Origin of the sequence: Streptomyces sp. NPDC050704, assembly GCF_040654355.1 — a bacterium.
Classification (GTDB): Bacteria; Actinomycetota; Actinomycetes; order Streptomycetales; family Streptomycetaceae; genus Streptomyces.
In genome coordinates, this window is the sequence record NZ_JBFAHW010000004.1 from 15,070 (window position 1) to 28,135 (window position 13,066).

Annotated in this window: 10 protein-coding genes; all 10 read right to left on the reverse strand. The window is 68.7% G+C overall.

The features are described from left to right. Positions 1 to 21: 21 nt before the first annotated feature. Genes nuoN through nuoE form a run of 10 tightly spaced genes read right to left on the reverse strand, consistent with a single transcriptional unit; the run spans position 22 to position 13,064 of the window. On the reverse strand, positions 22 to 1,671 hold the full coding sequence (gene nuoN, locus AB0I18_RS02775) for an NADH-quinone oxidoreductase subunit NuoN (protein ID WP_363103549.1): 1,650 nt from the start codon (positions 1,669 to 1,671) through the stop codon (positions 22 to 24). Next, complete coding sequence (locus AB0I18_RS02780) at positions 1,668 to 3,263, reverse strand: NADH-quinone oxidoreductase subunit M (protein ID WP_363103550.1); 1,596 nt, start codon at positions 3,261 to 3,263, stop codon at positions 1,668 to 1,670. The genes nuoN and AB0I18_RS02780 overlap by 4 nt, the downstream gene beginning before the upstream one ends. A 5-nt stretch (positions 3,264 to 3,268) precedes the next feature. After that, on the reverse strand, positions 3,269 to 5,215 hold the full coding sequence (gene nuoL, locus AB0I18_RS02785) for an NADH-quinone oxidoreductase subunit L (RefSeq protein WP_363103551.1): 1,947 nt from the start codon (positions 5,213 to 5,215) through the stop codon (positions 3,269 to 3,271). A gap of 14 nt (positions 5,216 to 5,229) precedes the next feature. Next, positions 5,230 to 5,529, reverse strand: coding sequence for an NADH-quinone oxidoreductase subunit NuoK (gene nuoK, locus AB0I18_RS02790; RefSeq protein ID WP_033319573.1), 300 nt, complete (start codon positions 5,527 to 5,529; stop codon positions 5,230 to 5,232). Then, on the reverse strand, positions 5,526 to 6,371 hold the full coding sequence (locus AB0I18_RS02795) for an NADH-quinone oxidoreductase subunit J (RefSeq protein ID WP_363103552.1): 846 nt from the start codon (positions 6,369 to 6,371) through the stop codon (positions 5,526 to 5,528). Before AB0I18_RS02795 ends, nuoK begins: the two co-directional genes overlap by 4 nt. Next, the gene (gene nuoI / locus AB0I18_RS02800) at positions 6,368 to 7,009 is read right to left on the reverse strand and encodes an NADH-quinone oxidoreductase subunit NuoI (RefSeq protein ID WP_363103553.1); all 642 of its coding nucleotides are present in this window, start codon (positions 7,007 to 7,009) and stop codon (positions 6,368 to 6,370) included. The genes AB0I18_RS02795 and nuoI overlap by 4 nt, the downstream gene beginning before the upstream one ends. Beyond that, positions 7,002 to 8,390 carry an NADH-quinone oxidoreductase subunit NuoH gene (gene nuoH, locus AB0I18_RS02805; protein WP_363103554.1) on the reverse strand — a complete coding sequence of 463 codons (1,389 nt, stop codon included), beginning with the start codon at positions 8,388 to 8,390 and terminating at the stop codon, positions 7,002 to 7,004. Before nuoH ends, nuoI begins: the two co-directional genes overlap by 8 nt. Continuing rightward, positions 8,387 to 10,891: an NADH-quinone oxidoreductase subunit G gene (locus AB0I18_RS02810; RefSeq protein ID WP_363103555.1), complete on the reverse strand. Its 2,505-nt coding sequence runs from the start codon at positions 10,889 to 10,891 to the stop codon at positions 8,387 to 8,389. The genes nuoH and AB0I18_RS02810 overlap by 4 nt, the downstream gene beginning before the upstream one ends. Then, positions 10,888 to 12,240, reverse strand: coding sequence for an NADH-quinone oxidoreductase subunit NuoF (gene nuoF / locus AB0I18_RS02815; protein WP_363103556.1), 1,353 nt, complete (start codon positions 12,238 to 12,240; stop codon positions 10,888 to 10,890). The genes AB0I18_RS02810 and nuoF overlap by 4 nt, the downstream gene beginning before the upstream one ends. After that, a complete protein-coding gene (nuoE, locus tag AB0I18_RS02820) occupies positions 12,240 to 13,064 on the reverse strand; it encodes an NADH-quinone oxidoreductase subunit NuoE (RefSeq protein WP_363103703.1) in 825 nt (274 codons plus the stop codon). Before nuoE ends, nuoF begins: the two co-directional genes overlap by 1 nt. Between the last annotated feature and the right edge of the window lie 2 nt (positions 13,065 to 13,066).

Sequence of the window (13,066 nt, forward strand, 5' to 3'; positions counted from 1 at the left end):
CGGGGCCCGAAGAGCACGGGGTCAGCGGACGAAGACCCCCGCCTGCCCGGCCAGGTCCAGGAAGTACTGCGGCGCCACGCCGAGCACCAGCGTGACCGCCACTCCCACGCCGATCGCCGTCATGGTCAGCGGCGACGGCACGGCGACCGTCGGTCCCTCCGGGCGCGGCTCGCTGAAGAACATGAGCACGATCACCCGGATGTAGAAGAACGCCGCGATGGCCGACGAGATCACACCGACCACGACCAGCGCGCCCGCGCCTCCCTCGGCCGCCGCCTTGAACACGGCGAACTTCCCGGCGAAGCCGGAGGTCAGCGGGATGCCCGCGAAGGCCAGCAGGAAGATCGCGAACACCGCCGCCACCAGCGGTGACCTGCGCCCGAGACCGGCCCACTTGGACAGATGCGTGGCCTCGCCGCCCGCGTCCCGTACGAGGGTGACGATCGAGAACGCCCCGATCGTCACGAACGAGTACGCGGCCAGGTAGAAGAGCACGGACGAGACACCGTCCGGCGTCGTCGCGATGACACCCGCGAGGATGAAGCCCGCGTGCGCGATCGACGAGTACGCCAGCAGTCGCTTGATGTCGGTCTGGGTGATCGCGACGATCGCGCCGCCCAGCATGGTGACGACCGCGACGCCCATCATCACCGGCCGCCAGTCCCAGCGCAGGCCCGGCAGCACGACGTACAGCAGGCGCAGCAGCGCGCCGAAGGCGGCCACCTTGGTCGCGGCGGCCATGAAGCCGGTCACCGGGGTCGGGGCGCCCTGGTAGACGTCCGGGGTCCACATGTGGAACGGCACCGCGCCGACCTTGAACAGCAGACCCATCACAACCATGGCGGCGCCGATGAGCAGCAGTGCGTCGTTGCCCATGGTGTCGGCGAGTGCCGGGTTCACCGTCTCGATCGTGCCGTCGACGACCTGTGCGATCGTCGCGTACGACACCGAGCCGGCGTAGCCGTACAGCAGGGCGATGCCGAAGAGGGTGAACGCGGAGGCGAAGGCGCCGAGCAGGAAGTACTTGACCGCAGCCTCCTGCGACATGATCCGCTTGCGGCGGGCCACGGCGCAGAGGAGGTAGAGCGGCAGTGAGAAGACTTCCAGGGCGATGAACAGTGTCAGCAGGTCGTTGGCCGCCGGGAAGATCAGCATGCCGCCGATCGCGAAGAGCAGCAGCGGGAACACCTCGGTCGTGGCGAACCCTGCCTTGACCGCGGCCTTCTCACTGTCGCTGCCCGGCACGGACGCGGCCTGCGCCGCGAACGAGTCGACGCGGTTTCCGTGCGCCACGGGGTCGAGGCGCCGCTCGGCGAACGTGAACACGCCGAGGATGCCCGCCAGCAGGATCGTGCCCTGCAGGAAGAGCGCGGGCCCGTCGACCGCGATGGCGCCCATCGCCGCGATGCCGGCCTTCGTGGTGCCGTATCCGCTCGCCGCGAGCCCCACGACCGCGGCGAAGGCTGCGGCGAGGGCGACGACGGAGACGAACACCTGGACGTAATAGCGGGACTTGCGTGGCACGAATGCCTCGATCAGCACCCCGATGATCGCCGCGCCGATGACGATCAGGGTGGGCGACAGCTGCCCGTATTCGATCTTCGGCGCGTCGATCTTGTTGATCGGCTCGGCCGCCGTTGTCCACAGGCTGTGGACGGCTACTGCGCTCACTTGGCCGCCTCCACCTCGGGCTGGGGGTCCTTCTTCTGGACGTCGGACATGGTCTGCTTGACCGCCGGATCGACGATGTCGGTGAGCGGCTTCGGGTAGACGCCCAGGACGATCAGCAGGGCGATCAGCGGGGCGACCACCGCGAGTTCCCGCACCCTGAGGTCGGGCATCGCGGAGACCTCCGGCTTCACCGGGCCCGTCATCGTCCGCTGGTAGAGGACGAGTGTGTAGAGCGCGGCGAGGACGATGCCGAAGGTGGCGATGATCCCGATCGCCGGGTAGCGCGCGAACGTGCCGACCAGGACCAGGAACTCACTCACGAACGGTGCGAGACCCGGCAGGGACAGTGTCGCCAGGCTGCCCACCAGGAAGGTGCCTGCCAGCACCGGGGCGACTTTCTGCACCCCTCCGTAGTCGGCGATCAGGCGCGAGCCGCGCCGCGAGATCAGGAAGCCCGCCACCAGCATCAGCGCGGCGGTCGAGATCCCGTGGTTGACCATGTAGAGCGTCGCGCCCGACTGGCCCTGGCTGGTCATCGCGAAGATGCCCATGATGATGAACCCGAAGTGCGAGATCGACGCGTACGCCACCAGCCGCTTGATGTCACGCTGGCCGACCGCGAGCAGCGCCCCGTAGATGATGCTGATCAGGGCGAGTACGAGGATGACCGGCGTCGCCCACTTCGACGCCTCCGGGAAGAGCTGGAGGCAGAAGCGGAGCATCGCGAAGGTGCCGACCTTGTCGACCACCGCCGTGATCAGTACGGCGACCGGGGCTGTCGCCTCCCCCATCGCGTTGGGCAGCCAGGTGTGCAGTGGCCACAGGGGCGCCTTCACCGCGAAGGCGAAGAAGAAGCCAAGGAAGAGCCATCGCTCGGTGTTGGTCGCCATGTCCAGTGTGCCGTTGGCCCGGGCCTCGGCGATCTGCTGGAGCGAGAAGTTTCCGGCCACTACGTAGAGCCCGATCACCGCGGCGAGCATGATCAGGCCGCCGGCCAGGTTGTAGAGGAGGAACTTCACGGCGGCGTAGGAACGCTGGGTCGCCGCGTGCTCGTCCGAGCCCGCGTGGGCGCGGTCTCCGAAGCCGCCGATGAGGAAGTACATCGGGATGAGCATGGCTTCGAAGAAGATGTAGAAGAGGAAGACGTCGGTGGCCTCGAAGGAGATGATCACCATCGCCTCGACGGCGAGGATCAGGGCGAAGAAGCCCTGCGTCGGCCGCCACCTCCCCGCGGCGAAGCTGCCGAGGGACTCGGCACCGGTTTCCTGCGGGTCGGCGTCGTGCCAGCCCGCGAGGATCACGAACGGGATCAGCAGCGCGGTCAGTGCGACCAGCGCCACCCCGATGCCGTCCACACCCAGCTCGTACCGCACACCGAAGTCCGCGATCCAGGCATGCGATTCGGTGAGTTGGTAGCGGTCGCCGTCGGGGTCGAAACGGACCAGGACGACCACGGCGAGGACCAGCGTGGCGAGCGAGACGAGCAGCGCCAGCCATTTGGCGGCGGTGCGGCGCGCGGCCGGCACGGCGGCCGTGGCGATCGCCCCGAGCGCCGGGAGGACCGCCGTCGCTGTCAGCAGAGGAAAGGACATCGGTATCAGACCGCCCTCATCAACAGGGTCGCGGCGATGAGGATCGCAGCACCGCCGAACATCGAGACCGCGTACGACCGCGCGTAGCCGTTCTGCAGCTTGCGGAGCCGTCCGGAGAGGCCGCCCATCGAGGCCGCCGAGCCGTTGACGACCCCGTCGACCAGGGAGTGGTCGACGTACACCAGGGAGCGTGTGAGGTGCTCTCCGCCTCGTACGAGGACGACGTGGTTGAAGTCGTCCTGGAGGAGGTCGCGCCGGGCGGCCCGGGTGAGCAGGGAGCCGCGCGGGGCGACCACCGGGACGGGACGGCGCCCGTACTGGAGGTAGGCGAGGCCGACGCCGACGACCATCACGGCCACCGTGGAGAGCGTGACCGTCGTCGCGCTGATCGGCGGGTGTCCGTGCGCGTGCTCGGTGACCGGCTCCAGCCAGTGGATGAACCGGTCGCCGATGCCGAAGAACCCGCCCGCGAAGACCGATCCGAAGGCCAGCACGATCATGGGGATCGTCATGGATTTCGGGGACTCGTGCGGGTGCGGCTCCGCGTGGGCGCCGTGGTGTTCGGCGGCCGGCTCCACGCTCGGTTCGGCCGGGGAGGCGGTGGGTCGGTTCCGCCAACGCTCCTCTCCGAAGAACGTCATCAGCATCACGCGCGTCATGTAGAACGCCGTGATCGCCGCGCCCAGCAGAGCGACGCTGCCGAGGATCCAGCCCTCGGTGCCGCCCTTGGCGAAGGCCGCCTCGATGATCTTGTCCTTGGAGAAGAAACCGGACAGACCCGGGAAGCCGATGATGGCGAGGTAGCCGAGGCCGAAGGTCACGAAGGTGACCGGCATGTACTTCCTGAGGCCGCCGTACTTCCTCATGTCCACCTCGTCGTTCATGCCGTGCATGACCGAACCGGCGCCGAGGAAGAGCCCGGCCTTGAAGAAGCCGTGCGTCACCAGGTGCATGATCGCGAAGACGTAGCCGATGGGGCCGAGGCCCGCGGCGAGGATCATGTAGCCGATCTGCGACATCGTCGAACCGGCGAGTGCCTTCTTGATGTCGTCCTTGGCGCAACCGACGATCGCACCGAAGAGGAGCGTGACCGCACCGACGACGGTGACGGCCAGCTGGGCGTCGGGCGCGGCGTTGAAGATCTCCCCGGAGCGGACGATCAGGTAGACGCCCGCGGTCACCATGGTCGCGGCGTGGATGAGGGCCGAGACCGGAGTCGGGCCCTCCATCGCGTCCCCGAGCCAGGATTGCAGTGGCACCTGGGCGGACTTGCCGCAGGCGGCGAGCAGCAGCATCAGGCCGATGGCGGTGAGCTTGCCCTCGCCGGTGTCCCCGGTGGCCTCCAGGACCGGCCCGAAGGCGAAGGTCCCGAAGGTGGTGAACATCAGCATGATGGCGATCGAAAGACCCATGTCACCGACGCGGTTGACCAGGAAGGCCTTCTTCGCGGCGGTGGCGGCGCTGGGCTTGTGCTGCCAGAAGCCGATCAGGAGGTACGAGGCGAGGCCGACGCCCTCCCAGCCGACGTACAGCAGCAGGTAGTTGTCGGCGAGGACGAGCAGCAGCATCGCCGCGAGGAACAGGTTCAGATAGCCGAAGAAGCGGCGGCGCCGCTCGTCGTGCTCCATGTACCCGATCGAGTACAGGTGGATGAGCGAGCCGACACCGGTGATCAGGAGCACGAACGTCATCGACAGCTGGTCGAGCTGGAAGGCGACGTCCGCCTGGAAGCCCTCGACGGGGATCCAGCTGAACAGGTGCTGGGCGATGGCCCGGTGCTCCTCGTCCTTGCCCAGCATGTCGGCGAAGAGGATCGCGCCGATCACGAAGGAGGCGGACGCGAGGACCGTGCCGATCCAGTGGCCGACGGCATCGAGCCGTCGGCCGCCGCACAGCAGTACGGCCGCTCCGAGCAGAGGCGCCGCGACAAGCAGCGCAATCAGGTTCTCCACGATTCAGCGACCCCTTACAGCTTCATCAGGCTGGCGTCGTCGACCGAGGCCGAGTGGCGGGAACGGAACAGCGACACGATGATCGCGAGCCCGACCACGACCTCCGCGGCGGCGACGACCATCGTGAAGAAGGCGATGATCTGGCCGTCGAGATTGCCGTGCATCCGGGAGAAGGCGACGAGCGCGAGGTTGCAGGCGTTGAGCATCAGCTCGACACACATGAACACCACGATCGCGTTTCGCCTGATCAGCACGCCGCTGGCGCCGATCGTGAACAACAGGGCGGCGAGGTAGAGGTAGTTGACGGGGTTCACTTCGTGGCCTCCTCTTCCCGGCCGAGCCGATCCTCCGAGCGCTGCTCCAACGCCTTCAGGTCCTTGATCGCTTCGTGCGACACGTCACGGATCTGGCCGCGGTCGCGCAGCGTCTTGATGACGGTGAGCTCGGACGGGGTGCCGTCCGGGAGGAGACCCGCGATGTCGACCGCGTTGTGCCGGGCGTAGACGCCGGGCGCGGGCAGCGGCGGCAGCTGCTTGCCTTCCCGCACGCGCTCCTCGGCCATCTCGCGCTGGGTCTTGGCCCGCTCGGTGCGCTCGCGGTGGGTGAGCACCATGGCGCCGACGGCGGCCGTGATGAGCAGGGCGCCGGTGATCTCGAAGGCGAAGACGTACTTCGTGAAGATGAGGGCCGCCAGACCCTCCACGTTGCCCCCGGCGTTGGCCTGGGCGAGGCCGTTGAACTCCGACAGCGACGCGTTGCCGATGCCCGCGCACAGCAGGATCCCGAAGCCGAGGCCGCACAGCAGGGCCAGCCAGCGCTGGCCCTTGATGGTCTCCTTCAGGGAGTCCGCCGCGGTGACACCGACGAGCATGACCACGAAGAGGAACAGCATCATGATCGCGCCGGTGTAGACGACGACCTGCACGATGCCCAGGAAGTACGCGCCGTTGGCGAGGTAGAACACCGCCAAGATGATCATGGTCCCGGCGAGGCAGAGCGCGCTGTGCACGGCCTTCTTCATGAAGACGGTGCACAGGGCGCCGATCACGGCGACGGTGCCGAGGATCCAGAACTGGAAGGCCTCTCCCGTGGACGTGGAGTAGGCGGCGAGCGTCGAGTGGACAGCGGAGGTGGAGTGGGCCGCGAGATCCGTCATCGGCCGATCACCTTCCCCGACGCCGGCTCGTCCGCACCGAAGGTCGAAGCGGCCTCCTGCGGGACCTCGCCCTTGGAGAGGGCGACCTGACGCTCCGTACCGGGCGCGGCCTCCGTGACCAGCCCCCGGTAGTAGTCCTGTTCGTCGGTCCCCGGGAAGATCGAGTGCGGGCTGTCGACCATGCCCTCTTCGAGGCCGGAGAGCAGCTGCTCCTTGGTGTAGATGAGGTTGGCGCGGCTGCTGTCGGCCAGCTCGAACTCGTTGGTCATCGTCAACGCGCGCGTGGGGCACGCCTCGATGCACAGACCGCACAGGATGCAGCGGGCGTAGTTGATCTGGTAGACGCGGCCGTACCGCTCGCCCGGGGAGTAGCGCTCCTCCTCGGTGTTGTCCGCGCCCTCCACGTAGATGGCGTCCGCGGGACAGGCCCAGGCGCACAACTCGCAGCCGATGCACTTCTCCAGGCCGTCCGGATGGCGGTTGAGCTGGTGCCGGCCGTGGAACCGCGGGGCGGTGGTCTTCTGCTGCTCCGGATACTGCTCGGTCAGCCTCTTCTTGAACATGGCCTTGAAGGTCACGCCGAAGCCTGCGACGGGGTTCTGGAAACCGGGTTTGGTCTCCTTCTGCTCATCAGCCATCGGACGCCTCCTTTCCGTCACGAGGTCCATCGGGTCCGTCACTGGCAGTATCCGCGCCACCACTGACAATCAACTCCCGCTCCCGGCGCGGGCTTCGCCGCGGCACCGGCGGAAGCTCCTGTCCCGGCAGTGGCGGTACGGGGAATCCGCCCGCCATCGGGTCGAAGACGACGGGTTCGGGCGGCGCCTCCTTCGACGTCTCCCGGTCGCGGTACATGTCGACGAGGAAGGAGAGCAGCAGCAGCACGATGACGCCGCCTGCCACGTACAACGCGATGTCGGCGAAGTCGTAGTTCTCGTTCCGCAGCGTCCGTACGGTCGCGACGGCCATCAGCCACACCACGGAGACCGGAATGAGGACCTTCCAGCCGAGCTTCATCAGCTGGTCGTAGCGCACGCGCGGCAGCGTGCCGCGCAGCCAGATGAAGAAGAACAGCAGCAGCTGCACCTTGATGACGAACCAGAGCATCGGCCACCAGCCGTGGTTCGCACCCTCCCAGAAGGTGCTGACCGGCCAGGGTGCCCGCCAGCCGCCCAGGAAGAGCGTCACGGAGACCGCCGAGACGGTCACCATGTTCACGTACTCGGCGAGCATGAACAGCGCGAACTTGATGGACGAGTACTCGGTGTTGAAGCCGCCGACCAGATCGCCCTCGGACTCCGGCATGTCGAAGGGGGCGCGGTTGGTCTCGCCGATCATCGTCACGATGTAGATCAGGAACGACACCGGCAGCAGCAGGATGTACCAGCGGTCCTGCTGCTGGGCGACGATCTCCGAGGTCGACATGGACCCGGAGTAGAGGAACACCGACGCGAAGGCGGCGCCCATGGCGATCTCGTACGAGATCATCTGCGCGCACGAGCGCAGACCGCCGAGCAGCGGATACGTGGACCCGGAGGACCAGCCCGCCAGCACGATCCCGTAGATGCCCACCGAGGCGACCGCCAGGATGTAGAGCATCGCGATCGGAAGATCGGTGAGCTGCATCGTGGTGCGCTGGCCGAAGATCGAGACCTCGTTGCCGGCCGGCCCGAAGGGGATCACGGCGATCGCCATGAAGGCCGGGATCGCGGCGATGATCGGCGCGAGGACGTAGACCACCTTGTCCGCGCGTTTGACGATGAGGTCTTCCTTGAGCATCAGCTTGATGCCGTCGGCGAGCGACTGGAGCATGCCCCAGGGGCCGTGCCGGTTGGGGCCGATGCGCAACTGCATCCAAGCGACGACCTTGCGCTCCCAGACGATCGAGAAGAGCACGGTGATCATCAGGAAGGCGAAGCAGAAGACCGCCTTGACGACGACCAGCCACCAGGGGTCGCGGCCGAACATGGAGAGGTCCTCCGCGGCCAGGTACACGGGCGCGGCGAGGTTCGGGGTCATGCCTCCACCTCCTTGGGAGCCTCGGTGGCGAGCGTCGCCGGGCCGATGCGGACGAGTGCGCCGGGCAGCGCGCCCGTGTCCGAGGCGACGCCTCCCCCGGCGGAGTTCAGCGGGAGCCAGACCACGCGGTCGGGCATCTCGGTGATCTGCAGCGGGAGTTCGACGACTCCGGCGGGGCCGGTCACGGCCAGCGCGTCGCCGTCCTTGACGCCCGCCTCGGCGGCCGTGGCGGGCGACACACGCGCGCGTGCGGCGTGCCGGGTCCCGGCGAGCGCCTCGTCGCCCTCCTGGAGGCGGCCCTGGTCGAGCAGCAGCCGGTGTCCCGCGAGCACGGCCTCACCGGCGGCGGGCCGCGGCAGCACGGCCGCGGTTTCCAGGGGCTCGGTGGCTCGCGCCCCGTCCCAGGCGCCGAGCCGGTCGAGCTCCACGCGCGCGGTGCGCAGATCGGGCAGCCCCAGGTGGACGTCCATGGCGTCGGCGAGCATCTGCAGCACGCGTGCGTCGGTGGGCGCCAGTCGGCGGGTCATGTGATCGGGCTTGAGGGCGGCCTCGAAGAGGCGTGCCCGGCCTTCCCAGTTGAGGAAGGTGCCCGACTTCTCGGCGACCGCGGCGACGGGGAGTACGACGTCCGCGTGCTCGGTGACCTCGCTGGGACGCAGTTCGAGCGACACCAGGAAGCCCACTTCGGAGAGTGCTTCACGCGCGCGTGCCGGTTCGGGGAGGTCGGCGACCTCGACGCCCGCCACGACGAGCGCGGAGAGTTCGCCGGTGGCGGCGGCCTCGACGATCTGTCCGGTGTCGCGGCCGTAGCGGTGCGGGAGTTCGGCGATCCCCCAGGCGGCGGCGACCTCGTCCCGCGCGCGCGGGTCGGTGGCCGGACGCCCGCCGGGCAGCAGCGAGGGCAGTGCCCCCGCCTCGACGGCGCCGCGCTCCCCGGCCCGGCGTGGAATCCACACCAGCTGGGCGCCGGTCGCGGACGAGGCCCGTACGGCGGCGGTGAGCCCGCCCGCCACGGAGGCCATCCGCTCGCCGACGACGATCACGGCGCCTTCGGCGCGCAGCGCCTCGGCGGCCTTCGCTCCGTCGCCCTCCAGGCCGACCCCGGAGGCGAGGGCGTCCAGCCACTCGGTCTCGGTGCCGGGTGCTGCCGGCAGCAGCGTGCCGCCCGCCTTCTCCAGGCCGCGGGTCGAGTGGGTGGCCAGGGAGAACGTCTGCTGTCCGTGTCCGCGCCAGGCCTTGCGCAGCCGCAGGAAGACGCCGGGCGCCTCCTCCTCGGACTCGAACCCGACGATCAGGACGGCGGGTGCCTTCTCCAGGGAGGTGTACGTGACGCCCGTACCGTCGAGGTCCCGTCCGCGTCCGGCGACCCGGGCGGCCAGGAAGTCGGCCTCCTCGCCGCTGTGCACGCGCGCGCGGAAGTCGATGTCGTTCGTGTCGAGAGCCACGCGCGCGAACTTGCTGTACGCGTAGGCGTCCTCGACGGTGAGGCGCCCGCCGGTCAGCACACCGGCCCTGGAGCGCGCCGCCAGGAGCCCCTGAGCCGCGGCCTCCAGAGCCTCGGGCCAGGAGGCGGGCTCCAGCTCACCGGACTCGCCCCGTACCAGCGGCGTCGTGAACCGGTCCCGCTGCTGCGCGTACCGGAAGCCGAACCGCCCCTTGTCGCACATCCACTCCTCGTTGACCTCGGGGTCGGGAGCCGCGAGGCGCCGCATGACCTTGCCGCGCCGGTGGTCGGTGCGGGTGGCGCAGCCTCCGGAGCAGTGCTCGCACACCGAGCGCGACGACACGAGGTCGAAGGGGCGGGAGCGGAAGCGGTACGCGGCCGAGGTCAGCGCGCCCACCGGGCAGATCTGGATGGTGTTCCCGGAGAAGTACGACTCGAAGGGGTCGCCCTCTCCGGTGCCGACCTGCTGGAGCGCGCCCCGCTCCAGCAGCTCGATCATCGGGTCGCCCGCGATCTGGTTCGAGAACCGGGTGCACCGGGCGCACAGCACGCACCGCTCGCGGTCGAGCAGCACCTGGGTCGAGATCGGCACGGGCTTCTCGAACGTCCGCTTCTTGCCCTCGAAGCGGGACTCGGCGTTGCCGTGCGACATGGCCTGGTTCTGCAGGGGGCATTCGCCGCCCTTGTCGCAGACCGGGCAGTCCAGCGGGTGGTTGATGAGCAGCAGCTCCATCACACCGTGCTGGGCCTTCTCGGCCACCGGAGAGGTGAGATGCGTCTTGACGACCATCCCGTCCGTACAGGTGATCGTGCAGGAGGCCATGGGCTTGCGCTGGCCCTCGACCTCGACGATGCACTGGCGGCAGGCGCCGGCCGGGTCGAGGAGGGGATGGTCGCAGAAGCGGGGGATCTCGACGCCGAGTTGTTCGGCGGCGCGGATGACCAGAGTGCCCTTGGGCACGCTGATCTCGATGCCGTCGATGGTCAGCGAGACGAGATTCTCCGGCGGCACCGCCGCCTCCCCGCCCCCGGAGGGAGCGCTGGTGGTCACTGTCATGCGTTCACCTCCGTGTGCTTGTCCGCCCAGACCGTCGACTTGGCCGGGTCGAAGGGGCAGCCGCGGCCCGTGATGTGCTCCTCGTACTCCTCACGGAAGTACTTGAGGGAGGAGAAGATCGGCGAGGCGGCGCCGTCGCCGAGGGCGCAGAACGACTTGCCGTTGATGTTGTCGGCGATGTCGTTCAGCTTGTCGAGGTCGGACATGACGCCCTTGCCGGCCTCGATGTCGCGCAGCAACTGCACGAGCCAGTACGTCCCCTCGCGGCAGGGCGTGCACTTGCCGCAGGATTCGTGGGCGTAGAACTCGGTCCACCGGGTGACCGCCCGGACGACGCAGGTCGTCTCGTCGAAGCACTGGAGTGCTTTCGTGCCGAGCATGGAACCCGCGGCACCCACTCCCTCGTAGTCAAGAGGGACGTCGAGGTGCTCCTCGGTGAACATCGGGGTCGAAGAGCCGCCCGGCGTCCAGAACTTGAGGCGGTGCCCCTTCCGGATGCCGCCGCTCATGTCGAGGAGCTGGCGAAGGGTGATGCCGAGCGGGGCCTCGTACTGGCCCGGGTTGGTGACATGGCCGCTGAGCGAGTAGAGCGTGAAGCCCGGGGACTTCTCGCTGCCCATCGACCGAAACCATTCTTTGCCTTTGTGGAGAATCGCGGGAACTGACGCGATCGACTCGACGTTATTTACAACAGTTGGGCACGCATAGAGGCCCGCGACGGCAGGGAAAGGGGGACGGAGTCGCGGCTGCCCACGGCGGCCTTCGAGCGAGTCGAGCAGTGCGGTCTCCTCACCACAGATGTACGCGCCCGCGCCCGCGTGCACGGTGAGCTGGAGGTCGAGTCCGCTGCCCAGGATGTTCTCGCCCAGGTAGCCCGCCGCGTAGGCCTCACGCACGGCCTCGTGCAACCGCCGCAGCACGGGGACCACTTCACCGCGCAGATAAATGAAGGCATGCGAGGACCGGATCGCATAACAGGCGATGACAATGCCCTCGATGAGGCTATGCGGGTTCGCGAACAGAAGCGGGATGTCCTTACAGGTGCCCGGCTCTGATTCGTCGGCGTTGACAACTAGATAGTGCGGCTTTCCATCACCCTGGGGAATGAACTGCCACTTCATTCCCGTAGGGAATCCCGCGCCGCCGCGGCCGCGCAGACCGGCGTCCTTCACGTACGCGATGAGGTCGTCCGGCGTCATGGCGAGCGCCTTGCGCAGGCCCTCGTACCCGTCGTGCCTCCGGTAGACATCCAGCGTCCAGGACTTCTCCTCGTCCCAGAAGGCCGACAGCACCGGTGAGAGCAGCTTCTCGGGGCTGGTGTCGTGGTTGATCTCGGGTGCCAAGGTCATCACTCCCCCTCCTCGGCAACGGGCCCGGCCGGGTGGGCGGGGTCGGAGGCCGACGTGTCCTGCGGCGCGTCGTGCGAACTGAGGTGCTCGGTCGGTGACGGGTCGTGCGGCGGCTCGTCCCGGGGAGCGCCGGAACCTCGCGGGTGCACCACGCGCGCGGGGGCCGTCTCCCCCTTGGCCAGCAGGAGACCGATCAGCGAGGCGTGACCGGCGCCGCCACTCGCCTCGACCGCGCCGGGGCGCTCGTCGGGGAAGCCCGCCAGGATGCGGGCGGTGTCCTTGAACGTGCAGAGGGGGGCGCCGCGCGTCGGCTCGACCTGTGTTCCCGCGCGCAGGTCGTCGACGAGGCTCTTCGCGCTCGCCACGGTCTGGTTGTCGAAGAACTCCCAGTTGACCATCACGACCGGCGCGAAGTCGCAGGCCGCGTTGCACTCGATGTGCTCCAGGGTGACCTTGCCGTCGTCGGTGGTCTCGCCGTTGCCGACACCGAGGTGGTCCTGGAGGGCGTCGAAGATCGCGTCGCCGCCCATGACCGCGCACAGGGTGTTGGTGCAGACCCCCACCTGGTAGTCACCGGAGGGCTTGCGCCGGTACATGGAGTAGAAGGTGGCGACCGCGGTGACCTCGGCCGTGGTCAGGTCGAGCATCTCCGCGCAGAACCGCTGCCCGGTGCGCGTCACATGGCCCTCCTCCGCCTGCACGAGATGCAGCAACGGAAGGAGGGCGGACCGGGAGTCCGGGTAGCGGGCGATGACCTCGCGCGCGTCCGCTTCGAGCCGGGCTCGAACGTCGTCCGGGTAGCCGGGCGCGGGCAGTTGGGGCATGC